18 protein-coding genes and 1 pseudogene are annotated in these 26,261 nt (G+C 42.7%); 14 read left to right on the top strand and 5 right to left on the bottom strand.

Going from position 1 to position 26,261, the window contains the following annotated elements:
* Nucleotides 1-20 precede the first annotated feature (20 nt).
* From Xhom_RS47495 to Xhom_RS47485, 3 genes and pseudogenes are all read left to right on the top strand, one after another.
* Entirely contained in the window at nt 21-1,646 is a 1,626-nt protein-coding gene (locus Xhom_RS47495) for an ABC transporter substrate-binding protein (RefSeq protein WP_069316876.1), read from the top strand.
* Nucleotides 1,647-1,762: 116 nt separating this feature from the next.
* Complete coding sequence (locus tag Xhom_RS47490) at nt 1,763-3,397, top strand: ABC transporter substrate-binding protein (RefSeq protein ID WP_069316875.1); 1,635 nt, start codon at nt 1,763-1,765, stop codon at nt 3,395-3,397.
* Between the two features lie 364 nt (nt 3,398-3,761).
* Nucleotides 3,762-5,384, top strand: a pseudogene (locus tag Xhom_RS47485) (ABC transporter substrate-binding protein).
* A 51-nt stretch (nt 5,385-5,435) separates the two neighbouring features.
* On the opposite strand, the gene Xhom_RS47480 reads toward Xhom_RS47485, so the two are convergent.
* Both Xhom_RS47480 and sbcD read right to left on the bottom strand, forming a co-directional pair.
* Nucleotides 5,436-9,116, bottom strand: coding sequence for an AAA family ATPase (locus tag Xhom_RS47480; protein ID WP_069316874.1), 3,681 nt, complete (start codon nt 9,114-9,116; stop codon nt 5,436-5,438).
* A gap of 50 nt (nt 9,117-9,166) precedes the next feature.
* Complete coding sequence (gene sbcD, locus Xhom_RS47475) at nt 9,167-10,378, bottom strand: exonuclease subunit SbcD (RefSeq protein ID WP_069316873.1); 1,212 nt, start codon at nt 10,376-10,378, stop codon at nt 9,167-9,169.
* 345 nt (nt 10,379-10,723) lie between these two features.
* Here sbcD and phoB point away from each other — a divergent pair, with 345 nt between their 5' ends.
* From phoB to brnQ, 3 genes are all read left to right on the top strand, one after another.
* A complete protein-coding gene (phoB, locus tag Xhom_RS47470) occupies nt 10,724-11,413 on the top strand; it encodes a phosphate regulon transcriptional regulator PhoB (protein WP_069316872.1) in 690 nt (229 codons plus the stop codon).
* 78 nt (nt 11,414-11,491) lie between these two features.
* The gene (phoR, locus tag Xhom_RS47465; protein ID WP_069316871.1) at nt 11,492-12,805 is read left to right on the top strand and encodes a phosphate regulon sensor histidine kinase PhoR; all 1,314 of its coding nucleotides are present in this window, start codon (nt 11,492-11,494) and stop codon (nt 12,803-12,805) included.
* Between the two features lie 469 nt (nt 12,806-13,274).
* Entirely contained in the window at nt 13,275-14,615 is a 1,341-nt protein-coding gene (gene brnQ, locus Xhom_RS47460) for a branched-chain amino acid transport system II carrier protein (protein WP_069316870.1), read from the top strand.
* 117 nt (nt 14,616-14,732) lie between these two features.
* Here brnQ and ggt read toward each other — a convergent pair whose 3' ends face one another.
* From ggt to Xhom_RS47445, 3 genes are all read right to left on the bottom strand, one after another.
* A complete protein-coding gene (ggt, locus tag Xhom_RS47455; RefSeq protein ID WP_069316869.1) occupies nt 14,733-16,493 on the bottom strand; it encodes a gamma-glutamyltransferase in 1,761 nt (586 codons plus the stop codon).
* 259 nt (nt 16,494-16,752) lie between these two features.
* Nucleotides 16,753-17,355 carry a peroxiredoxin C gene (locus tag Xhom_RS47450; RefSeq protein ID WP_069316868.1) on the bottom strand — a complete coding sequence of 201 codons (603 nt, stop codon included), beginning with the start codon at nt 17,353-17,355 and terminating at the stop codon, nt 16,753-16,755.
* A gap of 155 nt (nt 17,356-17,510) precedes the next feature.
* Nucleotides 17,511-18,134 carry an acyl carrier protein phosphodiesterase gene (locus tag Xhom_RS47445; RefSeq protein WP_069316867.1) on the bottom strand — a complete coding sequence of 208 codons (624 nt, stop codon included), beginning with the start codon at nt 18,132-18,134 and terminating at the stop codon, nt 17,511-17,513.
* Between the two features lie 104 nt (nt 18,135-18,238).
* On the opposite strand from Xhom_RS47445, the gene queA reads away from it, so the two are divergent.
* The 8 genes from queA to ribH all read left to right on the top strand — a co-directional run bounded on the left by queA (nt 18,239) and on the right by ribH (nt 26,256).
* On the top strand, nt 18,239-19,339 hold the full coding sequence (queA, locus tag Xhom_RS47440) for a tRNA preQ1(34) S-adenosylmethionine ribosyltransferase-isomerase QueA (protein ID WP_069316866.1): 1,101 nt from the start codon (nt 18,239-18,241) through the stop codon (nt 19,337-19,339).
* Nucleotides 19,340-19,436: 97 nt separating this feature from the next.
* Nucleotides 19,437-20,561 (top strand): tRNA guanosine(34) transglycosylase Tgt, encoded by a 1,125-nt coding sequence (gene tgt, locus Xhom_RS47435; RefSeq protein ID WP_069316865.1) that lies wholly within the window; start codon nt 19,437-19,439, stop codon nt 20,559-20,561.
* Between the two features lie 133 nt (nt 20,562-20,694).
* The gene (yajC, locus tag Xhom_RS47430; RefSeq protein ID WP_069316864.1) at nt 20,695-21,027 is read left to right on the top strand and encodes a preprotein translocase subunit YajC; all 333 of its coding nucleotides are present in this window, start codon (nt 20,695-20,697) and stop codon (nt 21,025-21,027) included.
* Between the two features lie 28 nt (nt 21,028-21,055).
* The gene (gene secD, locus Xhom_RS47425) at nt 21,056-22,903 is read left to right on the top strand and encodes a protein translocase subunit SecD (protein ID WP_071933875.1); all 1,848 of its coding nucleotides are present in this window, start codon (nt 21,056-21,058) and stop codon (nt 22,901-22,903) included.
* 10 nt (nt 22,904-22,913) lie between these two features.
* The gene (secF, locus tag Xhom_RS47420; RefSeq protein ID WP_069316863.1) at nt 22,914-23,882 is read left to right on the top strand and encodes a protein translocase subunit SecF; all 969 of its coding nucleotides are present in this window, start codon (nt 22,914-22,916) and stop codon (nt 23,880-23,882) included.
* A 109-nt stretch (nt 23,883-23,991) separates the two neighbouring features.
* Entirely contained in the window at nt 23,992-24,441 is a 450-nt protein-coding gene (gene nrdR, locus Xhom_RS47415) for a transcriptional regulator NrdR (RefSeq protein ID WP_069316862.1), read from the top strand.
* Nucleotides 24,442-24,482: 41 nt separating this feature from the next.
* Entirely contained in the window at nt 24,483-25,637 is a 1,155-nt protein-coding gene (gene ribD, locus Xhom_RS47410) for a bifunctional diaminohydroxyphosphoribosylaminopyrimidine deaminase/5-amino-6-(5-phosphoribosylamino)uracil reductase RibD (protein ID WP_069318482.1), read from the top strand.
* A 148-nt stretch (nt 25,638-25,785) separates the two neighbouring features.
* Complete coding sequence (gene ribH, locus Xhom_RS47405) at nt 25,786-26,256, top strand: 6,7-dimethyl-8-ribityllumazine synthase (protein WP_069316861.1); 471 nt, start codon at nt 25,786-25,788, stop codon at nt 26,254-26,256.
* Nucleotides 26,257-26,261: the final 5 nt, after the last annotated feature.

The following is a 26,261-nucleotide window of genomic DNA, read 5'->3' as shown; positions in this document are numbered from 1 at the left end:
ACCGATTATGGAGAAAAAACATGATTAACCTCATAAACACACCTAAAAAAATAAAATTATTATCCTGTGCCATGGCATTAATATTGGGAAATATCACATTATCTCATGCTGCGGTGGTTCCTGAGGGAACAAAACTGGCCGCTAAGCAAGAGATTGTACGTAATAATGGTGCAGAGCCGGCTTCTTTGGATATACATAAAGTTTCAAGTGATGTTGAATTTAATATTATCAGCGACTTTTTTGAGGGCTTAATCAATATCAATAGGCAAGGAAATATTGAGCCAAGATTAGCAACTAGTTGGGAAACCAATGATAATAAAACATGGATTTTTCATTTAAGAAAAGATATCAAATGGTCAAATGGTTCACCTATTACGGCTCATGATGTGGTTTTCAGTTGGCGGCGTCTGATTACTCCAGATACAGTTTCTCCTTATGGTAGTTATATTGAAAGTGCTTCTGTAATAAATGCAAATGAAGTATTGATAGGTAAGAAAAAACCAGAGGAACTTGGGGTAAAAGCTCTGGATGACATGACGGTAGAAGTGAGGCTAGATAAGCCTGTCGGCGATTTTTTACAGATGCTGGGCCATCCTGTTATGTTTCCAATCAGTGAAAAGGCAGTAAAGGAATATGGCGATAAATGGACTAGGCCGGAAGTATTTGTGGGTAGTGGGCCATTTAAACTCTCTGAATGGATCGTAAATGAAAAGATAGTAGGAGTCAGAAACCCCAAATATTGGGATGATAAAAATACAGTGATTAATAAAGTGACCTATCTTCCTTTATCTTCGGAGAAAGCAGATTTAAACCGTTATCTTGCAGGAGAAATAGATATTACCAATACTATTGCAGCAGAATCTTTTCCATCATTAAAGAAATCATTACCTGATCAGGTAATGATTTCTCCCAAATCAACAGTATATTTCTATGAGTTTAATAATAAAAAGCCGCCATTTAATGATGTCAGAGTCAGACAGGCGCTAAGCTTAGCTGTGGATCGAGATATTATTGTTAATAAGATATTGGGGCAGGGACAATTACCTGCCTATATTATGCTTACGCCAGATATTGGGGGCTTCAACTTTAAACAACCTGATTATGCTTCATGGACACAGGCGCAACGTATCTCTAAGGCCAAAGAATTATTAAATGAAGCTGGATTTAATCAAAAAAATCCCCTTACATTTAATCTACTTTATAATACTCAGGAAGGACATAAAAAAATTGCCATTGCTATTTCTTCAATGTGGAAAAAAAATCTTGGTGTGAATGCCGTTTTGCAGAATCAAGAATGGAAAGTCATGTTGGATAATATGCAGCAAGGAAAATTTGATGTTATCCGGCGGGCATGGGTTGCTGATTATAATAGCCCGATGACATTCTTATCTATATTTTCATTAAATAACATAAAAAATACATCTCTGTATGAAAATAATGAGTTCTCTAATATATTAGAGAAAGCAGGTGAGGTTAATTCTAAAGATTATTATCAGCAGGCATCTGATATATTAACAAAAGACATGCCAGCTATTCCTATTTACTTCTATGTTAATCATAAAATGGTTAAACCTTATGTTGGCGGATTTTTCGTTAACACAAGGGGAGAGTTTTTTACAAAAGATCTTTATATTATTGAGCATTAAATGTGTAAAGAGATAAGAGCCTGTATCAGCAGGCTCTAATTATCAATAGTGTTATGATTATTTATAGTTATAATAATATTTTAATTATTTTTATTTGAAATTATAGAGAGTGAAAAATGCAACGTAATAAAGTAGGATTAACAACAAAGCAAACTATTAAAGTATTATCCTGTACTATTGCCATGACACTAGGAAGCATGACTTTATCCCATGCAGCAACTGTTCCTGCCGGTACGCAATTGGCAGATAAACAGGAGATTGTTCGTGGTAATGGCGCAGAGCCTGCTTCATTGGATGTGCATAAAGTCGAAAGCGATGTTGAATTTGCGATTATTCACGACTTTTTTGATGGGTTGGTTTATACCGATAATAAAGGCAATATTGAGCCTAGATTGGCAGAACGCTGGGAAACAAAGGATAACCAAACATGGGTTTTCCATTTAAGGAAAGGCATACAATGGTCTGATGGTACGCCAATTACAGCGCATGATGTGGTGTTTAGCTGGCGTCGTTTGATAAACCCTGACACACTTTCACCTTATGGTAGTTATCTAAGCAATGCTTCTGTGGTGAATGCCAAAGATATTTTTGCGGGCAAGAAAAAAACAGAAGAGCTGGGCATAAAAGCGCTGGATGATTTCACGTTGGAAGTGAAACTGGAGAAACCTGTTGCCGATTTATTACAGATCTTAACCCACCAAGTGATGGTTCCCATTAGTGAGAAGGCGCTTAAAAAATATGGTGATAAATGGACTCAGCCAGAGATTTTTGTCAGTAGCGGTGCTTTTAAATTGTCTGAATGGAAAGTTAATGAAAGAATTGTAGGAGTCAGAAATTCTTATTATTGGGATGACAAAAATACTGTCATTAATAAAGTGACCTTTCTGACTATTCCGGCTGAAAAAGCAGAGACAAATCGCTATTTGGCCGGTGAGATTGATATTACTAAAACCATGCCCTTGGATTCCTTTGCACAATTGAAAAAAACACTGGGTGAGCAAGTCCGTGTTTCCCCAAAATCATCGATTTATTATTATGAAATTAATAACCAACATCCGTCATTTACTGATATCAGAATCAGGCAGGCATTAAATTTAGCACTGGATAGGGATATCATTGTCGATAAGGTCTTGGGACAAGGGCAGATTCCGGCTTATGATATCATGCCGCCAAATACGGGGGGATTTGATTTTAAACATGCAGATTATGCCTCTTGGACGCAAGAACAACGTATTGCGAAAGCAAAAGAATTACTGAATGAGGCGGGTTTCAATCAAAGTAATCCACTGACTTTCAATTTACTTTATAACACCCGAGAAATGCATAAAAAATTGGCCATTACAGCAAGTTCAATGTGGAAAAAAAATCTTGGTGTGAATGCCATTTTGCAAAATCAGGAATGGAAAGTGGTGTTGGATAATATGCACAATGGAAAATTCGATCTTGCAAGAGGAGGGTGGATTGGTGACTATAATAGCCCAATGACGTTCTTGCGGATTTTTGTTTCCGGAAACTCTAATAATACGTCACAATACGCTAATGATAAGTTTGATAATTTGGTAAAAAAAGCAAGTAAAACTAACGATAAAGAAGATTATCAGCAGGCACTTGATGTTATAACCCATGATGTTCCTATTATCCCGATCTACTATCATGTTAATACAAAATTGGTGAAGCCTTATGTGGGTGGGTTTTATGTTAACCCAAGAGGAGATTTCTCCACGAAAGATCTTTATATTATCAAACACTGAATGAGTTTTAACATAAGAGCCTGTGTCTATCAGGCTCTTATTAGCTTACCTCTTCTTTCAAATAACGGCCTTACTGGTTGCATTCACTCATCATCACTACATATTTATCTATCCTTCTGAGGGGCCACTCTCGTGCAATTTTTATTTTTAAATGAAAATACCATATCAAATTGATTTTAAATTGAAAAATAAACTGAACTTTAGAAGTCATAAATAAAGTTAATCTGTTTGTAATCTATTGTGGTTGCAATTAATAATTTATTGAGTAATAAAGGAGATTAAAAAATTATTTAGAATTGAAATAAAAATGGAGGTTCAATAATAAATAACTGAAGAACATCTTATCGTTATAGGAGATTATGACATGCTAAATCGAATCATAAAAAACATTATCAAAAAATTATCTTATTCTATCAGTATCATGCTGGGCGGTATCACGCTATCTTACGCCGCCGTTATTCCACCAGATATACAATTGGCCGAAAAACAAGAGATTGTGCGTAATAATGGTTCAGAGCCGGCTTCATTGGATGTCGATAAAGTTGAAGGTAATGTAGCAATTAATATTATTAATGATTTTTTCGATACGTTGGTAAGTACAGATAAAGAAGGTAATGTCGAACCGAAACTGGCTGCAAGCTGGGAAACGAAAGATAATAAAACATGGATTTTTCATTTAAGGAAAGGGATCAAATGGTCTGATGGAACGCCAATTACGGCTCATGATGTGGTTTTCAGTTGGCGGCGTTTAACTGACCCTAAATCGCTTTCTCCCTATGGTAGCTATTTCGTTGATGCTTCTGTAGTGAATGCTAAAGAGATTTTGGCAGGGAGGAAACCAGCGGAAGAGCTTGGGGTTAAAGCATTGGATGATGCGACGCTAGAAGTAACGCTAGAAAAGCCGGTTGGCTATTTTTTACAGATGCTGGCTTTTCCCATAACAGTACCAATTAGTGAAAAGGTGGTTGAAAAATATGGGAATAAATGGACACAACCTGAATTTTTTGTTTCCAGTGGCGCTTTTAAATTAGCAGAATGGAGAGTGAATGAAAAAATTGTCGGTGTGAGAAACCCTTATTATTGGGATAATAAAAACACAGTAATCAATAAAGTCACTTATCTTCCACTTTCATCAGATATCTCAGATTTAAACCGTTATCTGGCCGATGAGATAGATATTACATTTACGATCCCATTATAAGCCTTTGCATCATTAAAAAAAAGTATAAGCTCGCAAGTTCATATTTCCCCGCTCCTTAGTACATATTACTACGCGTTCAACAACAAAAAGCCGCCATTTGATGATGTTAGAGTCAGGCAAGCACTGAGTCTTGCTTTGGATAGAGATATCATTGCGGATAAAGTTGTTGCCCAAGGCCAAATTCCTGCTTACACAATTATACCACCGGGGATCGGCGGTTTTAAGTTTAAACAGCCTGATTATGAAACATGGACACAAGCCCTACGTATTAAAAAAGCTAAGCAATTATTGAATGAGGCTGGATTTAATAAAAATAATCCTCTTAAATTTAATTTGGTTTATAACTCATCAGACATGCATAAGAAAATTGCTATTGCTGCAACTTCAATGTGGAAAAAGACTCTCGGAGTTATTGCTAATATTCAAACTGAAGAGTGGAAAGTTTTGTTGGATAACGAGCATCAGGGAAAGTTTGATGTTGTTAGAGGTGGATGGATTGGAGATTATAACAACCCAATGTCTTTTTTGAATATATTTACCACGAATCAAAGTAACAATACATCATTTTACTCCAATAAGGATTTTGATCATTGGGTAAAAAAATCGAGGGAAACTAATAAGAAAGAAGACTTTCAACAGGCTATCGATATTCTGACAGAGAATACTCCCATCGCTCCCGTTTATTATTATGTGACAGCTCAATTAGTGAAGCCTTATATTGGAGGTTATGATTCTAATCTTATTGGATTGACTTCTACGAAAGACCTTTATGTAATTAAACATTAGATTAGGAGCCTGCTTGGCAGGCTTTCCATGTTGATATTTGATCTCTGGGGGTTAAACCCGAAATTCGGGTGCCAATTGACTGAACCCCAATCCATTCTTTTTTTCCACTTTAATCTGAACAGGAATGCGTTCTTTTAATGCTTCTACGTGGCTGATTACCCCGATGGTTTTTCCTGAGGCATTGAGGTGATCCAGTGCATCCAGTGCGATATCAAGGGTTTCTGGATCAAGCGTACCAAAGCCTTCATCAAGAAACAGGGATTCTATTTGCGTCTTGTTACTCACTAAGTCAGACAAGGCGAGTGCAAGGGCAAGGCTGACAAGGAAACTTTCTCCACCGGAGAGGGTTTTGGTATCCCTGACGGCATCAGCTTGCCAAGTGTCCACGATTTGCAATTCCAGTCCACCATCATCTTTGCGTTGCAAATAGTAACGGCCATGCAATTTTTCCAGCCGGATATTCGCCAGATGTACGAGATGAGTTAATGTCAGACCTTGCGCGAAACGGCGAAATTTAGCGCCGTCAGCGGAACCAATCAGGTTATTGAGATAACTCCAGTCATCATAGTTTTGTTGCGAGAGCGCGATTTGTGTCAGTAGTGTCTGCTGCTGCTGGCGGCGAGTGGCATCGCTGTTTAACAGGGTTCTGACTTCGCCTTGTTGCAGGTTGTTGTGTTTCAGTTTTGCCGTAATGTCGAGCAGTATCGCTGATAATTGATGAGATTCATATTGCTCAAGCAGTTGTGGTTGCGTTTCTGTATGCCTCTGTAACGCTATTTCTGATTCACGGTGTTTTGTTTTGGCTTGCAATTGCTGTTGTTCAAGTATTGTTTGTAACTGTTGTAATTTTTCCCGTTGTTCAGGTTCCAATAGGGCACGTTCAAAAGCGGGTTGATCGGGAAAACCTTGTTGCGCCAATCCAGTTTGAAATTGAAGAGAGGCATGTTGGCTTTCTGCTATGGCTGCTTTACTGCTCTTTTCAATTTCATTGGCTGCACCAGCTAATTGATTCATTTTGTTTTGCAGTTCTTGCTGATGGAAAACGGCTTGTGTATAGGTTACCTCCAATTCATTGTATTTTTGTTGCAAAGCCTGACGAATGGTAATGACGGATTGCTCACCAAATAAATGATGGCGTGCTTGCCGTGTTTGTTCCAATAATTGCTTTTGTTTCTGCTGTTGTTCATTCAGGGTATGAATATGGATAACGAGCTTGCTTTTTTGTTTTTCCAATTCATGAAGTTGGCTTTGTAAGCCCGCCAACTCTTTCTGTAATTGCTGCCATCTTTCTAGTGAAGCATGATAATTTTTTAATTCTTGTTCACGTTGTTGCAGCCAGTTTTCTGTCTCTTGATGAGTTGGCAGTATAAAAGGTGTAGCCTGTAATTCAGTGCTTAATTGCTGTGCTGTGGCCGCATGATCGGATTCTATCTGTCGGATCTCGGCTGTTTTTTCTGCTAATAGTTTCTGGGATGAATCTTGTTTGAATTTCTCCAGTTCAATATTTTTCTCATGGGCTTGGTATTGTCCGCGATTGGCAGCCAGTGCTTTTTCCGCTGCTTGGCAGGCTTTTTCTGTTTGTAAAAGTGCTTCCTGTTGGTTCAGGTGTTGTTGATAAGCATATTGCCGTTGGTTGATAAAGTGATTAACAGGCTCTGCATCCATCGGCAATTCAGTGGCTTGTAACTGCTGGCAATGGTGTTCCCATTGTTCAACAAACTTCGCTAATTTAGCGTTGGATTGTGCAATATTTTGCTGTAATTGTTCGCTGATCTGCTGCTGGATTTGTTGTTTTTGCTGTAGGGTAGTGCGGTTTTCTTGTAGCTGGTCAATCTGTCGGCGCAAGGCTTTCAAACGATTTTCTGATTGTGGCAGGGCAATATTTTGGTATTCACGGATTAAAGGATGGTGAGTCGAACCGCAAAGCGGACAAGATTCTCCTTCTTTTAATTGTGTCCGTTCTTTTTCTAAGCTGATAATCCTTTGTTCTAACCGAATATGATTATCTAGATCGTCATAGTGTTGCTGCTTTTCTATCAACTGCTGATTGAGCGCGGTGATCTGATCAGGTAGCGGGTTAACTAATGCTTGAGATTGTGTCAGTTGGATCTGATCGGTGGCGATCGTATTCTTTAGTTGCTGGATCTGAGGTAGCAAGATCTCCAGTTGGTTTTGCGACAGTAACTGTTTCTGATAATTTGCTAAATATTTCTGTAACTGATCCAACGGATGCTTTTCTTGCAAAGCAGTGAGTTTGTTTTCCGCAGCAGTGAGGCTGTTGTGCAATGTTTGGTTCTGTATTTTTTGTTGCTTTAGTGCTGTGCTCAACGTATTCAAATGATCGTTTACACGGGCTATCTCTGTGGTAAGTTGCTGGGTGTTTTGCGTCAGTTGGTTTATTTTCTCTTGTCGTTCTTTCTGACGGACAAATAATTGCTTCCACTCTGGTAGTTTACTGTCCAAGGCGTGGTAATAGGGATGCTCCTCGTGGTAGGTTTCCAGCGCTGCTTGTTCTTTATTCAGCATATCTGTTTGGCTTTGCGCAACTTGATATTGGGATGAAATGTCAGAGAAATCGCGGTCTTGCCCAGCTATTTCTTTTTCAAGAGCGAACAGATCTTTTGCTTGCGTATCGATTTTATGATCGAGTGGCATGATCTCCTCTGTGATCAGTTTTTCCTGTTGATTTTGATGTTGCTGATGTTCTTCCCTCAGTTTTCCTAAATGTGTGAGTTCTTGTTCAGAGGGTTGCAGCCGTGCCTGTTGCTGCTGGCGTTCATTTTCTATTCTTGTTTGTTGTTCAATGAGCCGATTTTTTTCATTGAGAGCACGAAGATGTGCATCCCAGAATGGGCGGATTTTTTCTGCTGGTTCGCTGGCCGTAAGCTGCTGCAATTGAGGTTGGGCTTTTTGAATAACGTGCTCTGCTTGTTGTAAAAGTGACGTATTGTTTGCCAGTGATTGCTGAAGTTCATCCCGCCTGAAAAGCCACTGGTCGGCTATTTGTAATGCTTTAATCTGTTGGCTGAGTTGAGTTTCTTCTGTAGTCAGTTGTTGCTGCTGATCTTGGTATGCTTGCTGCTGTTCTGGTGTGAGTAATTCAATGGAGGAAGCTTTAGCGTGCTGAAGATTCAGCTCAGATTGAGCCTCTTTATGGCGTTGATAAATTTCTTGGGACAAAATGCCGTAAATTTCGGTGCCAGTTAGCTCTTCCAGTAGATCTGCCCGATCTTTATCCTGAGCATTTAAGAAAGCGGCGAAATCACCCTGTGATAAGAGCATTGATTTGGTAAAACGGCTAAAATCCAGTCCCGTTATCTCAGCGATTTTTTCTTTTTTGTCTTGGATTTTATCGGCCAAAATTTTACCGCTTTTTTTGTCCGCCAATTCAACTTTCGGGGCTTGTAGATTGCCATTAGCTTGGTTACGGGCACGGCGCTGGCTCCAGAATGCCCGATAAGCAACACCTTTGACTTCGAATTCCACTTCAGCAAGACATTCAGCCGTATGACGGGTCATTAATTCATTCTGAGAAGACGAAATGGTATTTAGCCTTGGTGTTTCATGATATAGCGCGAGACAGATGGCATCCAGCAAGGAGGTTTTTCCTGCCCCTGTTGAGCCTGTAATGGCGAATAATCCATTGCTGGCAAAAGGCTCTGCCGTAAAGTCAATTTTCCACTCGCCTTGTAGTGAATTGATATTTTTCAGCCGTAAGCTAAGAATTTTCATGGAATGCGCTCTTCATGTTATTGCTGAGATTGTTATTGATGAGACTGTTATTACTGAGAAATGTCATCCAGCGTTTGCTTAAATAGGGTAGTTATTCGTTGTTTCTGAGAAATATCTTTTATTTCAGCCAATGCTAAACGTCGTGTGAAGACTTCATTGACGCTGAGTTCAGTCAGAGTTTCTTTATTTTGCTCAGACATTGATAGCTGGCGGGGGTTTTTGCTGCGGTGCAGCAGAATAATCTCAACGGGTAGGCCTTCGCTTAGGGTTTGAATGCGCTTTTGGATATCGGGCAGGTAATCTTGAGTTGCGACTTCAATATCCAGCCAGACTGGGCGTTCTCCCTGATATTCCTTGAATGTTTGTAACTGTTCTTCTATTTGTTTCAAATTGCCACGAATTAATTGCATAGGCTGATAACGGGGAATGGGCAAAAGAGTGATGCCATCAAGTTTATCGGCTTTAAAGTCAACCAGACAGACACTTTTTTCCTGACCGACTTCGTCAAAACTGAGTGGAATAGGAGAGCCACTGTAGCGAATATGTTCTGATTTACTAATGACTTGAGGGCGGTGGATATGGCCCAGTGCAATATAATCGGCCGGTGGAAATGCCTGTGCAGGGAAAGCATCCAATGTGCCGATGTAAATATCGCGAACAGAATCCGTCGTGGAAGCACCCACTGTCGTGAGGTGCCCGGTTGCAATAATCGGTAATGGTTGCCCGAGCTGTTCTCGCAACGAACAAGCTTGTTGATAGAGCCGTTGGTAGTGTTCGGTAATGGCATTTTGCAATGCCTGTTGTTTTTGTGTACCAGATTGTCCGGCTTGACTGATCATGATATCTCGTGGGCGCAGGTAAGGAATGGCACAAAGGATCGCTCCTGCGTTCCCTTCTTTGTTATTCAGCACCTGTAATTGTTGCCCGACTTCTGCTTCAGCGTTGGCAATCACTGTTGTGTTCAGGTAGGTGAGCAGTGATTTTGATTCATTGAGAGTGGCAACGGAATCATGGTTTCCCCCGAGAATGATAAGCTGACAACCCGTAGGCTGGAGTGACACAATAAATTTGTTATAAAGCTCCCGTGCATAACTGGGTGGAGATCCTGTATCAAAAACATCTCCGGCAATAATCAGCGTATCAACTTGGTGTTGAATGATTTGTTCAATAAGCCACTGTAAAAAGTGCGTATGTTCTGCGGCACGATTTTTGGTAAAGAAATATTGGCCAAGGTGCCAATCTGATGTATGAATGATCCGCATGTTTTCCCACCATTGCCTATGTATCTTGCTTAGCTTGCTACTATTTATTAACTCGCTACTATTTATTAACTCACTACTACTTACTAACCCGCTACAATACCCTACTACACGCGCTAATTATAATGGGTGTGTGAGGGATGTCCTGTCCTATTCCACTCACGTTATTGAATTTTCGGGTTGGCTCGCATCCATAATGAAACACGACAAATGTCTGATAAATTTCTTGCAAACCGGATTACGGTTTGCTGATTGAAATATAAGCCTTTTCATAAAATTGTCATAAAATTGACTCATAATGTCCTAAAGTGAACGTTGCTGACTTCAATAATATTGACAGGATTAACCATGACTAAACGTATTTTGGTAGTGGAAGATGAAGTCCCGATTCGTGAAATGGTTTGTTTTGTACTGGAACAAAATGGTTATCAGACCGTTGAAGCTGAAGATTATGAGACAGCAATAGGGCGTTTGTCAGAGCCTTATCCTGATTTGGTGTTATTGGACTGGATGCTTCCCGGCGGTTCGGGGATACAGCTTATCAAGCAAATTAAGCGGGATAATAATACCAAGACGATCCCTGTCATTATGGTAACAGCTCGCGTGGAAGAAGAAGATCGGGTACGGGGTCTTGATGTCGGAGCTGATGACTATATCACTAAGCCGTTTTCACCCAAGGAATTAATTGCCCGTATCAAGGCTGTTTTGCGCCGTATTTCTCCTATGGAGGCGGGTGATGTCATTAATATGGATGGATTGATACTGGATCCGTCATCTCATCGTGTTTCCAGTCAAGGTCAGGATTTGGAAATGGGCCCAACTGAATTCAAACTTCTTCATTTTTTCATGACTCATCCAGAACGTGTTTATAGTCGTGAACAGTTACTTAATTATGTCTGGGGAACGAATGTTTATGTGGAAGATCGCACTATTGATGTGCATATCCTGCGTTTGCGCAAGGCGCTGGAGGTTGGGAAGCACGATAAAATGGTACAGACTGTTCGCGGTACGGGATATCGTTTTTCTACCCGTTATTGATGAGTTTGAGTGCCTTAAATGTTAATTGGCTATGTTGGTGTTAATTCGTAGTCGAGTTGTCATGCCGGAGAAAATAGCGTGCTTGAGCGTTTGTCTTGGAAAAAGTTGGTATTGGGCCTTGTGCTTTTTTGTCTTCCCGCCGTCATTTTGTCTATTTTTGTCGGTCATTTGGCTTGGTTGCTCGTCATCGCGCTATTTTTGGCTCTGATATGGCATGGGTATAATTTGCTGAAATTATCCGATTGGCTATGGTTGGATCGCAGTATGCTACCTCCTGCGGGTCATGGAGGATGGGAACCCATCTTTTATGGTATTTACCAGATGCAGCAGCGCAATCGCAAACGGCGTCGTGAACTCGCATTGTTGATTAAGCGCTTTCGTAGTGGAGCAGAATCACTGCCCGATGCGATTGTGATGATGACCACGGAAGGTCATATTTTCTGGTGCAATCGTCTGGCACAACATTTACTTGGGTTTCGTTGGCCGGAGGATAATGGTCAGCATATTTTCAATTTACTTCGCTATCCTGATTTCAGCCGCTATATCACAGCAAATGATTTTTCCCGTCCTTTATCCATCGAATTGAATAATGGCAATATGATGGAATTCCGGGTCATGCCTTATTCAGAAAAACAATTATTGATGGTGGCTCGCGATATTACCCAAAAACGATTGTTGGAAAATGCCAGACGGGATTTTTTCGCCAATGTTAGCCATGAACTTAAAACGCCACTCACTGTATTACAAGGCTATTTGGAAATGATGGCAGATCAGGAGCTTGATAGTAAGATAAATCAGAAAGCGATCGGGACGATGCAGGAGCAGATCCGGAGAATGGATGGCTTGGTGCAGCAACTATTGCACCTCTCTAAAATTGAGATAGGGCCGCAAGTGGATATGAATCAGGTCGTTGATGTTCCCGCTATGTTGGAGTTATTGCAGCAAGAAGCCCTGACATTGGGGGGAAACCAGTACAATATTGTGTTTAACATAGATGAAAACCTGAAAGTTTTTGGTAATGAAGAGCAGCTGCGCAGTGCGATGTCAAACCTTGTCTATAATGCTATTAAGCATACTCCTCTGGGAACACGAATTGAGGTGAGTTGGCTAAATATCTCTCAGGGAGCGTTGTTCAAAGTAGAGGATAATGGTGGGGGAATTGGCGCCGAACATTTACCTCGTCTGACAGAGCGTTTTTATCGTGTTGATCGTGCCCGTTCGCGGCTAACTGGCGGAAGTGGATTAGGGCTTGCGATAGTTAAGCATGCTCTGCATCATTACAATACTCATCTTGATATCTCGAGTGCATTAGGTTCTGGCTCAACTTTTAGTTTTTTATTATCGCTTAGGCTCATTGTTTCTGTCAAAAATAGTCCAACTAAAATTTTGTGACTGAGGTGAGGGCGTTGAGATGGAAAGTATAAACAAAGCAATCGTGGATTAAAAAAAGATATAGGGGATCAGTTTAATAGAATTGAATGTTAATAATACACATAAAAAATGATTTATTAATCAATATGGACAAAAAAAGTACAAATCATATAGTGTGTATTCAATGATAGATAACAATAATCACTGGTTTTAAAAGTGAGTTTGAAATATTGTTCTGGTTTTAGGTTTGCCGCTTGCCTTTTGGCGCTATAAAAGTTTTACTTGGGGGCAGTTGTTGGCGATTCTAGCTGTAATTACCTCTATCATTCTGTAATTACCTCTATCATTCTGTAACTTGCCGAATTTCAGTGAATATTATTGATTATTGGCTGTTAAATCTGAGGTCAGTCTCGCCAGTGAAAATTCAAGTATTTGCGATACTTAATATCGCATATACAATTCTTTTAGCAACAATATATTAACAATAATTATGGCACACCGTTTATCATCTAAGGATATCTGGGCATTAGGTTTTATGACCTTTGCCTTGTTCGTCGGGGCGGGAAATATTATTTTTCCGCCCATGGTTGGCTTGCTGGCGGGAGAGAATGTTTGGATCGCAGCTGCAGGCTTTTTGTTAACCGCTGTTGGCCTGCCAGTAATTACCGTGATCGCTCTAGCGAAAGTAGGTGGTGGTATTGAGGCACTCAGTTCGCCTATTGGTAAAACTGCGGGTTTGATTCTGGCAACTACCTGTTATATGGCGGTCGGCCCTTTATTTGCGACACCAAGAACCGCGACTGTTTCTTTTGAAGTCGGTATCGCACCATTAACTGGAACCGGTGAGCTTCCTCTGTTCATCTATAGTGTGATTTATTTTGCACTGGTGATCCTGATTTCACTGTATCCGGGCAAACTGCTTGATAGCGTCGGCCATATATTGGCTCCAATTAAAATTCTGGCATTGGCAATTCTGGGTCTTGCGGCTGTTCTATGGCCAGCAGGTAGTCCTATTCCTGCCATTGAAAGCTATCAGGAGATCCCATTCTCAAATGGCTTCGTCAATGGTTATTTGACAATGGATACGTTAGGCGCAATGGTGTTCGGTATTGTTATTGTCAATGCAGCCCGTTCCCGAGGTGTTGAATCTCCTTCTCTGTTAACTCGCTATGCCATGTGGGCTGGTTTGATTGCCGGACTAGGTTTGGCGCTGGTTTATCTCTCTTTGTTCAAATTGGGCGAAAGCAGCGGTTCATTGGTGCCAAAAGCGGAAAATGGAGCGGTTATCCTGCATGCTTATGTTCAGAATACTTTTGGTAGCTATGGCAGTTTCTTCCTTGCACTGTTGATTTTCATTGCCTGTATGGTGACGGCTATCGGTCTTACTTGTGCTTGTGCAGAGTTCTTTAGCCGTTATTTACCGTTATCGTATCGTGCACTGGTTCTGATCTTGGGCATCTTCTCCATGATGGTTTCTAATCTGGGGCTGAGCCATTTGATTACGTTCTCAATACCTGTGCTGACGGCGATCTATCCGCCTTGTATTACTCTGATATTATTGAGCTTTACATTGCGTTGGTGGAAAAACTTCAGCCGTATTCTGGCGCCAGCGATGTTAGTCAGCTTGCTGTTTGGGATTTTGGATGCTATTAAAGCGTCTGAGCACCTGTCTCACTTACTGCCATCATGGGTGACTCACCTGCCATTGGCCGATCAAGGTTTAGCGTGGTTGATACCAACGCTGTTATCAGTAGTGGTTTGCGCTATCTATGATCGCATCGCGGGAGGAGCAAAGCTCCCAAAGCATGAAGTACAGCAGGAACATGTCTGATTACCTGCTATCTGAATGATGATTGATGAGTTAATTTATTCATTCATCAAATAATAAAGAGAAGGGTGAGCACTTTAAAGTGCTCACCCTTTTTTATATTGGGTCTTTTATTGAGTTTCAGTAGCCAATAGCCGCACCAGCTGGGCGTCTGACATCATTGGAACCATAAATATACCTTTCACGAACAATACCTGAAACGGCTGAATCATTGCCTGAAGAATGGGGAGTGACTCCGCTGGCTCCTGGCAAGCCAATCATAATGAGTTCTGTGGCACCCCACGGTGTCTGCTCTACCATTTTGTAACCCATTTTATCCAGTAAATTCAGGGTATCTTTTGAAAGACCACGTTGTTCATAATAGACCTCATCAGGTAGCCATTGGTGGTGAATACGCGGGCTATTGACGGCTTCTTGTGGAGACATACCGAACTCGATGATATTTAGCGCAGTTTGCAACGTGATCGAAATAATACGTGAACCTCCCGGAGAGCCTAACACCAGAAAGGTTTTATTATCTTTGGTCACGATTGTCGGGCTCATTGATGATAGTGGGCGCTTACCTGCGGCGATTGAATTGGTTGCACCTTGTACCAGTCCATACAGATTTTTCTCACCGATTTTAGTTGTGAAATCATCCATCTCATCGTTTAGGAAAAAGCCCGTTCCCGGTGCAATGACAACCGCACCAAAACGTCCATTGATAGTGTAAGTCGTTGAAACTGCATTACCGTTTTTATCTACGACAGAATAGTGGGTGGTTTCTGGTTTTTCATGGGGGGCAATCCCCGGCTGTATTAATTTTGAAGGCGTTGCTTTATTTGGTTGGATCTCTTTTCTGATGGATTCAGCATAGCTTTTGCTTAACAGCCGATCCAGTGGGTTTTTAATGAATGCTGGATCACCAAGATAAGTATTTCTGTCTACATAAGCATGGCGCATGGCTTCCGTCAGAGTATGGATATAGGCAGCAGAATTGACCCCCATTGATTTTAGATCGTAACCTTCAACAATGTTCAATATTTCGCACAGGGTGACACCGCCGGAGCTAGGTGGTGGAGATGAAATAAATTTATATCCACGGTAGCTACAGGTAACAGGCTCTGTTTCTGTTGTGTAATAGTTGGCAAAATCTGCTGCGGTGATAATTCCGCCTGATTTTTTTGAGGCTTCTTCAACTAATTGGGGAATTTTACCGTGGTAGAAAGCATTTGTTCCTTCTTTCGCTATAGCTTCCAATGTGTTGGCCAAATCAGTTTGGATGAACTTATCCCCTGGTTCAAATGGTGTGCCATCTTTGTGCAGGAAAATACGAGCCGCTTCAGGATCTTGAGCGAAACGCTTAACTGTAGTGTCGAAGATATCGGTATCGCCCCGCGTCAGAATATAACCTTCGCGTGCCAGCTTGATGGCCGGAGCCATGACTTGCTCACGAGACAATGTACCATATTTTTTCAATGCCTCTTCAAATCCCATGACTGTCCCGGGTACGCCAATTGCTTTGTAGCCATATAAGCTGGCATTTTTGATGACGTTTCCGTCTTTATCCAAATACATATTGGCACTGGCGGCTGCGGGGGCGGTTTCACGGAAGTTAATGAAGGTATCTTTGCCATTTGCGAGATGGATAGTCATAAAGCCACCGCCACCAATATTGCCACAGCAGGGATTAACGACGGCTTCAGCATAACCGACAGCAACTGCGGCATCGATGGCATTTCCACCTATTTTAAGAATGTCGATGCCAGCTTGTGCAGCTAAGTGTTGTGCACTGACAACCATGCCGTTTTTAGCTTCAATTGCAGGTTCAGTAGCTGCATGAAGTGTACAGGAAACGAATAACGCGATAATAACAAATGGAATTTTCCAGATTTTGACCATGCCTTGTTCTCCTGAGCGTGAATCTATGGCGAAAGGGGGAATCGATCGTATTTTGGGATTGTATATTTTTTGTTAAAAATATGTGTCTCACCTTATCCAAAGCTCAGAATTTTGGAAAGATGATTTTCGTGTGTAAGGCGATAAAACGAAAAATATTAGGATAATTAATTTATTTGGATAAAAAAAACCAGTCGGCTAAGCGACTGGTTTAGGGTAATAAATAAAACGATGTTATTGATTTATGTAATTTTGAGCAGAATTACAGTTTGTCTGCATTTTTAGTCAGGTATTTTGCTACGCCTTCAGGTGAAGCGCCCATACCTTCTTGACCTTTTGCCCATTGAGCAGGACAAACTTCACCGTGCTCTTCGTGGAATTGCAGTGCGTCAACCATACGTACCATTTCATCAATGTTACGGCCCAGTGGCAGATCGTTAACAACCTGGTGACGAACAACACCATTTTTGTCAATCAGGAAAGAACCACGCAGAGCAACACCAGCTTCTGGGTGCTCAATGCCGTAAGCTTTCATGATGTCACGCTTGATGTCAGCAACCATTGGATATTTGACTTCGCCGATACCACCTTCGCTGATTGGGGTTTTACGCCATGCGTTGTGAACGAATTCAGAGTCAAAGGAAATGCCGATGACTTCAACACCACGTTTCTGAAATTCTTCATAGCGGTGATCGAAAGCGATCAGTTCAGAAGGGCAGACAAAAGTGAAGTCCATTGGCCAGAAGAAAATAACGGCAGGACGGCCATTCAGGTGTTTTTTCAGATTGAAATTATCAACGATTTCACCGTTACCGAGAACTGCAGCAGCTGTAAAGTCAGGGGCTTGGCGGGTTACTAAAACCATAATTGACTCCTGTGATTTTAAAAGGTGTTATGTGGAAACGGGTTACAGCATAAGGAATTAGGGTATAGCAATAAAGGATAAAATACCAATTGATATAATAGATTTTACCTATCAATAATCTATTTTTAATTCCTTTTAGCCTACATAAGATAAAACTATTTAGGAAAAGTGCAAGGTTCTGGGGAAATTTCCTGCTCTAGTAGACGCTTATTTGACGCCAATGTCATCATTTGCGGGTAGAATTGCCAAAATAGTGCTTCGAAATCAAGGTAGTGGTTTTCGATATCCTGATATGATCCCGCGAGCGCTGATAATTTGGGACGTCTTCTCGCCATGCCTTGCAGGACATTGGCAATACATGACATATCTGCATAGCGGATGAGCAAATTTTGTGACCAGAGATATTGATTGAGCTCTTGAAACTTTTCGGGAGTGGAGCTGAGATGAGGTTCTATATCGCGGCGGGCAAGATTGACAAATTCCGGCAGAGAGTAATTTTTTTCAAATTTGTCCCAATGCAGGGAAAGAAAGTGATCCCAGATGATATCAAGGGTAATTGGGGCAACTCGCCGATATTCACAGCGGAATAAGCGACGTGCTTCAATGACAAGCGGGTGTTTATCCGTCAGGGTGTCTACCCGGCGGTGCATACGGATACCTGCTACAATATCGGAACTGAATAATCCTTCTGGTGAGCCGCGAACGAAATCCGCCAGCAAATTTCCCAATAAGGAACTTTCCGATAATGCAGCTAAATGAAGATGTGCGAGAAAATTCATAGTGAGAGTATACCGTAAATAGTTAAACTAAGTGCTTCTTTGTTGCACCCTCGGGCTTGCAGCACTAGACTAGTCTGCCTGTTTTTTAGAATGATACAGATAAAATGCGTGTCGCTGATTTTACATTTGAATTGCCAGAAGAGCTGATAGCTCACTATCCTCAGTCGCAGCGAAGTGGTTGCCGACTGCTTTCCCTTAATGGTGAAACAGGGGAGCTGACGCACGGTATTTTTACTGATGTGCTGAATAAGTTGGAAGCTGGTGACCTGTTGGTTTTCAATAATACTCGCGTCATTCCTGCGCGCCTGTTTGGCCGCAAAACGACGGGGGGAAAATTAGAAGTTTTAGTCGAAAGGATGCTGGATAATAAGCGAGTACTTGCTCACGTTCGTGCGTCCAAAGCACCGAAAGAAGGCGCTGAACTTATTCTCGGTGAAGATGTTCTTGGTAAAGAAGTTCTCGGTGAGGAGCGAAGCATTAAAGCAACGATGCTGGCGCGCCACGATACGTTGTTTGAAATCCGTTTTGATGATGATCGTGATGTATTGGCTATTTTAGATGAAATCGGCCATATACCGCTGCCTCCTTATATTGCTCGTCCTGATGAAGATGCGGATCGGGAGTTATATCAGACGGTTTACAGTGAACGTCCCGGGGCAGTAGCTGCACCGACAGCCGGGTTGCATTTCGATGAGCCTCTTTTGGCTGCTCTGCGTGAAAAAGGCGTTGAAATGGCCTTTGTTACCCTGCACGTAGGCGCGGGCACTTTCCAGCCAGTCAGAGTGGAAACCATCGAAGATCATGTGATGCATGCTGAATACGCGGAAGTACCACAAAATGTGGTGGATGCGGTATTGGCATGTAAGGCACGTGGCAATAAAGTGATTGCGGTGGGAACAACGTCAGTTCGCTCCTTGGAAAGTGCTGCCAGAGCCTGTCAAGATGGCGTGATCGCGCCATTTTTTGATGATACCCAAATTTTTATTTACCCTGGATTTGAATATCAGGTTGTTGATGCGCTGATTACCAATTTCCACTTGCCGGAATCCACGCTTATCATGCTGGTTTCTGCATTTGCTGGTTATAAAAATACCATGAATGCTTATAAAGAAGCGGTAACAGAAAAATATCGTTTTTTCAGTTATGGTGACGCGATGTTTATCAATCGTAATACAGTGGCATCAAAAGAAACGTTATCGAAATAAAAGCGTTTAAAATTAAAAGAGTCGTTATTCCAGATCCGCTGGTGTTAACGGTGTCTAAACATCGCATCAGACTGTTTTTCTGATGTCTGGAGGTTAAGTGAAATTTGAGTTACAAAAGACGGATGGGAATGCCCGTCGTGGTCGATTGATTTTTGATCGTGGCGTAGTGGAAACCCCGGCATTTATGCCGGTGGGCACTTACGGTACAGTAAAAGGTATGACACCGGAAGAGGTGAAAGAAACAGGTGCTCAGATCCTCTTGGGAAATACTTTCCACCTATGGCTGCGTCCGGGGCAGGAAATCATGAAATTGCATGGTGACCTGCATGATTTTATGCAGTGGCATGGACCTATCCTGACAGACTCGGGTGGTTTTCAGGTATTTAGCCTGGGTGCGATGCGCAAAATCAAAGAAGAGGGAGTTCATTTCCGTAATCCAATCAATGGAACGCCTGTATTCCTCAGCCCTGAAAAATCCATGGAAATCCAACATGATTTGGGTTCCGATATCGTTATGATTTTCGATGAATGTACTCCATACCCTGCGGATTGGGATTATGCGAAGCGTTCCATGGAAATGTCATTGCGTTGGGCAGCACGCAGCCGTCAGCGCTTTGATGAATTGAGCAATAAAAATGCATTGTTTGGCATCATTCAAGGTAGTGTCTACGAAGATTTACGTGATGTATCGGTAAAGGGACTGGTAGAAATTGGTTTTGACGGCTACGCTGTGGGTGGTCTGGCTGTTGGTGAGCCAAAAGAAGATATGCATCGTATTTTGGAACATGTCTGCCCGCAAATCCCGCAAGATAAGCCACGCTACCTGATGGGAGTCGGCAAGCCAGAAGACTTGGTTGAAGGTGTTCGTCGTGGTATTGACATGTTTGACTGCGTGATGCCGACACGTAATGCCCGTAATGGTCATCTGTTTGTGACAGAAGGAGTTATCAAGATCCGCAATGCCAAACATAAAGAAGATACTTCTTCACTGGATGAGCATTGTGACTGCTATACTTGCCGCAATTATAGTCGTGCATATCTGCATCACCTTGATCGCTGTAACGAAATTCTTGGTGCAAGGCTGAATACAATACATAATTTAAGGTATTATCAACGTTTGATGGCTGGAATTCGTAAAGCCATTGAAGAGGACAAACTGAAACAGTTTGTTGAAGAGTTTTATCAGCGGATTGGCAAACCCGTTCCGTCGTTAAATATATAATTTGGCGTGACTAACCAGCCTTAATATGTGTAGCATATTGGGCTGGTTTTTGATCGAGCCACTGTCGATTTTCGATAACAATTTTCGAGGGCTATGTGATAACCATGTCTTCGATAACAATGAGGGAAATTTAATGAGTTTTTTTATTTCTGAAGCTGCGGCAGCTTCTGGTGCGCAAGCTCAGGGGAACCCATATTCTCTGATTATCATGCTGGTTGTTTTCGGTTTGATTTTCTATTTCATGATCCTGCGTCCACAACAAAAACGTACCAAAGAACATAAAAAATTGATGGATTCCATCTCCAAAGGGGATGAAGTGCTGACTTCTGGTGGTTTGGTTGGGCGTGTCTCTAAAGTGTCAGAAACAGGCTATGTTGTGATTGCCTTGAATGACACCACAGAAATAACTGTCAAACGTGACTTCGTTGCTGCCATTCTGCCGAAAGGTACAATGAAGGCTATTTAATTTTCCGATTTTCCCGAAGGGAACTGCCGTGTTGAACCGTTATCCTTTGTGGAAGTATCTGATGCTGATCGCTGCGATCCTCATCGGTTTGCTTTATGCACTTCCCAACCTTTATGGTGAGGATCCGGCTGTACAAATCACTGGCGCGCGAGGCATCGCCGCCAGTGAAAAAACGCTGGACCAAGTCCGTAATGTTTTAGAAAAAGACCAAATCAAGAGCAAGTCTATTGCACTGGAAAATGGGGCAATTCTTGCTCGTTTCAGTAATTCTGATGTTCAGCTCCGTGCCCGTGAAGCGCTGGTTTCTGCATTGGGTGAACAGTATGTTGTAGCGCTGAACCTTGCACCTGCGACACCTGGCTGGTTAAGCAAAGTCGGTGCTGAGCCGATGAAATTGGGGCTTGATCTGCGTGGTGGTGTTCACTTCTTGATGGAAGTGGATATGGAAACTGCCCTGAGCAAGTTACAAGAACAGAACATTGATAGCTTACGCATTGAGTTGCGTGATCAAAACATTCCTTATTCTACTATCCGCAAAATTGATAATTACGGCGTCGAAGTTCGTTTCCGTGATGGCGACACACGTTCTAAAGCTGACAGCTATCTTGAGCCTCGTCACCGTGATTTAGTGTTCTCCACGGGTGCAAACAACGTGCTGAAAGTTGTCATGAGTGATGAGCGCCTGCGTGAAGCCCGCTCTTATGCTGTGCAGCAAAACATCACTATTCTGCGTAATCGTGTTAACCAATTAGGGGTTGCTGAACCTCTGGTTCAACGTCAGGGTGCTGACCGTATTGTTGTTGAACTGCCAGGTATTCAGGATACCGCCCGCGCGAAAGAGATCCTCGGTGCAACCGCAACACTGGAATTCCGTTTGGTCAATTCCAATATTGACCAGAATGCGGCGCAGGCTGGCCGCATTCCGGCTGATTCAGAATTGCAGTATACCCGCGATGGTAACCCTGTTGTACTGTACAAGCGTGTTATCCTGACAGGTGATCACATCACTGACTCCACTTCGAGCACTGATGAGAATGGCTACCCACAGGTTAATATCTCTTTGGATAGTGCTGGTGGCACGGCAATGTCTAATTTCACCAAAGATAATTTGCAAAAACCAATGGCAACGCTGTTTGTAGAATACAAGGACAGCGGTAAGAAAGATGCTAACGGCCGAGCACTTTTGGTTAAGAAAGAAGAAGTCATCAACATTGCTACCATTCAGTCACGCTTGGGTAACAGTTTCCGCATTACGGGAATTGGTAACCCTGCTGAGGCTCGTCAGTTATCACTATTGCTACGTGCAGGTGCGTTGATTGCACCAATCCAGATTGTGGAAGAGCGTACCATCGGGCCAACTCTGGGCTTGCAGAATATTGAGCAAGGTCTTGAGGCATGTTTGTGGGGCTTGATTTCTTCCATCCTGTTCATGGTGATTTACTATCGCAAGTTTGGTTTTATCGCGAGTAGCGCACTGCTGGCTAACCTGGTTCTGATTGTGGGTATCATGTCCTTGTTGCCGGGAGCGACACTGACCATGCCGGGGATTGCAGGTATCGTCCTGACACTTGCTGTGGCCGTGGATGCGAACGTTTTGATAAACGAACGTATCAAAGAAGAGTTGCGTAACGGGCGCACTGTACAGCAGGCTATCCATGAAGGTTACAAAGGTGCGTTCTCCAGTATTATCGACGCAAACCTGACTACGCTGATTACCGCCGTGATCTTGTATGCTGTGGGAACAGGCTCTATCAAGGGCTTTGCTATCACAACCAGCATCGGTGTGGCGACTTCAATGTTCACCGCCATTGTGGGAACACGTGCAATCGTGAACCTGCTGTACGGTGGCAAGCGTATCAATAAGCTGTCAATTTAAGGAGCACGTTGTGGCACAGGATTACACTGTTGAACAATTAAACTATGGGCGTAAAGTCATCGACTTTATGCGCTGGGACAACGTTGCCTTTGGTATTTCGTTACTGTTATTGGTCGCTTCTATTGTCATGATAGGAGTTCGCGGGTTTAACTGGGGGCTTGATTTTACTGGTGGTACGGTAATCGAAATTAACCTGAGCAAACCTGCGGATCTTGATAAGATGCGAGAAGGCCTGACAAAAAATGGCTTTTCTGATGCACTCTTGCAAAACTTTGGCAGCAGCCGTGATGTTATGGTTCGTATGCCGCCAGTATCAGGCAATGCAGGGCAAGAACTGGGTAATAAAATTATCTCAGTCATCAATGCCGATATCGATAAAGAAGCAACCGTTAAGCGTGTTGAATTTGTCGGCCCGAGCGTAGGCAGTGAGCTTGCGCAGACCGGGGCGATGGCACTGTTGGTAGCACTGATCAGTATCCTGATTTATGTCGGATTCCGTTTTGAATGGCGTTTGGCATTGGGAGCGGTTATCGCACTAGCCCATGACGTGGTTATTACATTGGGTATACTGTCGTTATTCCATATTGAGATTGACCTGACAATTGTGGCATCTCTGATGTCTGTTATCGGTTACTCATTGAACGATAGTATCGTTGTGTCGGATCGTATTCGTGAGAACTTCCGCAAAATACGCCGTGGTACTTCGTATGAAATCACGAACGTCTCTCTGACCCAGACACTGAGCCGTACCATTATGACGTCAGCAACGACACTGTTGGTCGTGATGATGCTTTACATCTTTGGTGGCGAAATGCTGAAAGGCTTCTCATTGGCAATGTTAATCGGGGTTTCCATCGGTACAATATCTTCTATCTATGTGGCGTCAGCACTGGCGTTGAAATTGGGTATGAAGCGCGAACATATGATTCAGCAGAAAGTTGAGAAAGAAGGGGCAGATCAGCCTTCCATTCTTCCTTGATTGCTTAGCATACCTTACTAAAACACCCTGTTAGTACTCACTGACAGGGTGTTTTTATTATCACTTCAAGGTACACTGTTATCCCTTCGGTTAACTGTCAGGAAACGATATGCATTGCCCATTTTGCGCAGCCGTTGATACTAAAGTTATTGATTCCCGTTTGGTTGGGGATGGCTCACAAGTGCGCCGTCGCCGTCAGTGCTTAGAATGTCATGAGCGCTTCACTACGTTTGAGGTTGCAGAACTGGTGATGCCGCGAGTTATTAAAAGTGATGATATTCGTGAGCCTTTCGACGAAGAAAAATTGCGTCGCGGAATGCAGAAAGCTCTGGAAAAGCGTCCTGTCAGCTCTGATGATGTGGAAACAGAGATTAGCCACATTAAATCACAGGTACGGGCAACAGGAGAGCGTGAAATTCCGTCAAAGATGATCGGGAATTTCGTGATGGATGCACTGAAAAAGCTTGATAAGGTCGCTTATATTCGCTTTGCATCTGTTTACCGTAGCTTCGAAGATATCCGTGAATTCGGTGAAGAAATAGCCAAATTACAAGACTAAACACCATGACTCCCGATGAAAAAATGACCCTTAATGCACAAATGACCCCAGATGAAAAATATATGTCTCGTGCGCTGGCATTGGCGTATCTGGGACGATTTACGACATCACCGAATCCGAATGTAGGTTGCGTCATCGTTAAGGATGATTACATTGTGGGTGAAGGTTTTCATTTACGGGCTGGTGAACCTCATGCTGAAGTTCATGCTCTCCGTATGGCTGGCGACAAGGCAAAAGGGGCGACGGCCTATGTGACTCTTGAACCATGCAGCCATCACGGCAAAACCCCTCCTTGCGCTGATACTTTGATTGAAGCGGGAGTCAGTCGCGTAGTGGCGGCAATGCAAGATCCGAATCCACAGGTTGCCGGACGGGGATTGTATAAGTTGCAGCAGGCAGGTATTGCTGTTGAGCATGGTGTGATGATGGAACAAGCAGAAGCGGTGAACAAAGGGTTCTTCAAGCGGATGCGTACCGGTTTTCCTTATCTGCAACTCAAAATGGGAACATCACTGGATGGGCGTACCGCATTAGCCTCAGGGGAAAGTAAATGGATTACCTCACCTGAAGCCCGTCAAGACGTGCAAAAATTGCGGGCACAATGCAGCGCAATTCTGAGTACCAGCGCAACCGTATTGGCTGATGACCCTTCCTTGACTGTCCGCTGGAATGAGTTAGGCGCGGAAGTTCAGGCAATTTATCCTCAAGAAAATTTACGTCAACCAATCAGGATTATTGTTGATAGTCAAAATCGTGTGACACCACAGCATCAAGTTGTGCAGCAAACGGGGCAATGTTGGTTAGCACGTACTTCCATTGATGAACAGATGTGGCCCGATAATGCAGATCAAATCTTATTGCCTGCACGTCCCTTACCAGATTTAGCATATAAGGCTGGAAATAACCTTGAACAGAGTACAGGGATTGATCTGGTATTGTTGATGATGCTACTCGGTAAACGTCAAGTGAACTCGGTGTGGGCAGAATGTGGGCCAGCATTGGCCGGAGCATTGTTATCGCTAGGATTAGTGGATGAACTGATTCTTTATATGGCACCGAAAATATTGGGCAATAGTGCTCGTGGATTGTTTGATATCCCGGAATTGCAGAAATTATCAGATGCGCCTGAATTCACACTGTTTGATGTGAAGCAAGTTGGCCCTGATTTGCGCTTACGCCTGCGTCCAGTTTATTAAAGCAATCAACTTGGTCGCGCTGATTATGAAATAAAAATCGGGTACTCGGAACGTCTTGATTTAAGTTTGAACATAAATCAAGACGCAGAGAAAAAGAATGTGATAAGATCCGCGCCCCTGCGGATATGAATAAGGTATAAGGACGGCTATGAACGTAATCAAAGGTGTTGTTGCAGCTCCTGAAGCCCGCATCGCCATTGCGATTGCCCGCTTTAACAACTTCATAAATGACAGCCTACTGGAAGGGGCCTTGGATGCGCTGGAGCGTATCGGTCAAGTTTCTTCAGACAATATCACCGTAGTATGGGTTCCGGGTGCTTATGAATTGCCACTGGCGGTCAAAGCACTGGCTGAGTCCCAAAAATATGACGCGGCTATTGCTCTGGGAACTGTTATCCGTGGTGGTACAGCCCATTTCGAATATGTTGCTGGCGAGTGTAGCTCTGGTTTATCTAATGTGGCGATGACCAGCAATATTCCTGTTACATTTGGTGTTCTGACAACCGAAAATATTGAGCAGGCAATTGAACGCGCTGGCACTAAAGCGGGCAATAAGGGCGCGGAAGCTGCCTTGACCGCATTGGAAATGATCAATGTAATTAAAGCCATTAAAGGCTGAGTTTT

Origin of the sequence: Xenorhabdus hominickii (assembly GCF_002632725.1) — a bacterium.
Taxonomy (GTDB): domain Bacteria; phylum Pseudomonadota; class Gammaproteobacteria; order Enterobacterales; family Enterobacteriaceae; genus Xenorhabdus; species Xenorhabdus hominickii.
Note: the sequence above shows the minus strand (reverse complement) of the source record. Positions and strands in the feature narration are given on the sequence as shown.

Coding starts and splice junctions, on each gene's coding strand:
- nrdR (WP_069316862.1), top strand. CDS start 23,992: ATGCATTGCCCATTTTGCGCAGCCGTTGATACTAAAGTTATTGATTCC.
- yajC (WP_069316864.1), top strand. CDS start 20,695: ATGAGTTTTTTTATTTCTGAAGCTGCGGCAGCTTCTGGTGCGCAAGCT.
- ggt (WP_069316869.1), bottom strand. CDS start 16,493: ATGGTCAAAATCTGGAAAATTCCATTTGTTATTATCGCGTTATTCGTT.
- Xhom_RS47450 (WP_069316868.1), bottom strand. CDS start 17,355: ATGGTTTTAGTAACCCGCCAAGCCCCTGACTTTACAGCTGCTGCAGTT.
- Xhom_RS47495 (WP_069316876.1), top strand. CDS start 21: ATGATTAACCTCATAAACACACCTAAAAAAATAAAATTATTATCCTGT.
- queA (WP_069316866.1), top strand. CDS start 18,239: ATGCGTGTCGCTGATTTTACATTTGAATTGCCAGAAGAGCTGATAGCT.
- Xhom_RS47445 (WP_069316867.1), bottom strand. CDS start 18,134: ATGAATTTTCTCGCACATCTTCATTTAGCTGCATTATCGGAAAGTTCC.
- brnQ (WP_069316870.1), top strand. CDS start 13,275: ATGGCACACCGTTTATCATCTAAGGATATCTGGGCATTAGGTTTTATG.
- Xhom_RS47480 (WP_069316874.1), bottom strand. CDS start 9,116: ATGAAAATTCTTAGCTTACGGCTGAAAAATATCAATTCACTACAAGGC.
- phoB (WP_069316872.1), top strand. CDS start 10,724: ATGACTAAACGTATTTTGGTAGTGGAAGATGAAGTCCCGATTCGTGAA.
- ribD (WP_069318482.1), top strand. CDS start 24,483: ATGACCCCAGATGAAAAATATATGTCTCGTGCGCTGGCATTGGCGTAT.
- Xhom_RS47490 (WP_069316875.1), top strand. CDS start 1,763: ATGCAACGTAATAAAGTAGGATTAACAACAAAGCAAACTATTAAAGTA.
- ribH (WP_069316861.1), top strand. CDS start 25,786: ATGAACGTAATCAAAGGTGTTGTTGCAGCTCCTGAAGCCCGCATCGCC.
- sbcD (WP_069316873.1), bottom strand. CDS start 10,378: ATGCGGATCATTCATACATCAGATTGGCACCTTGGCCAATATTTCTTT.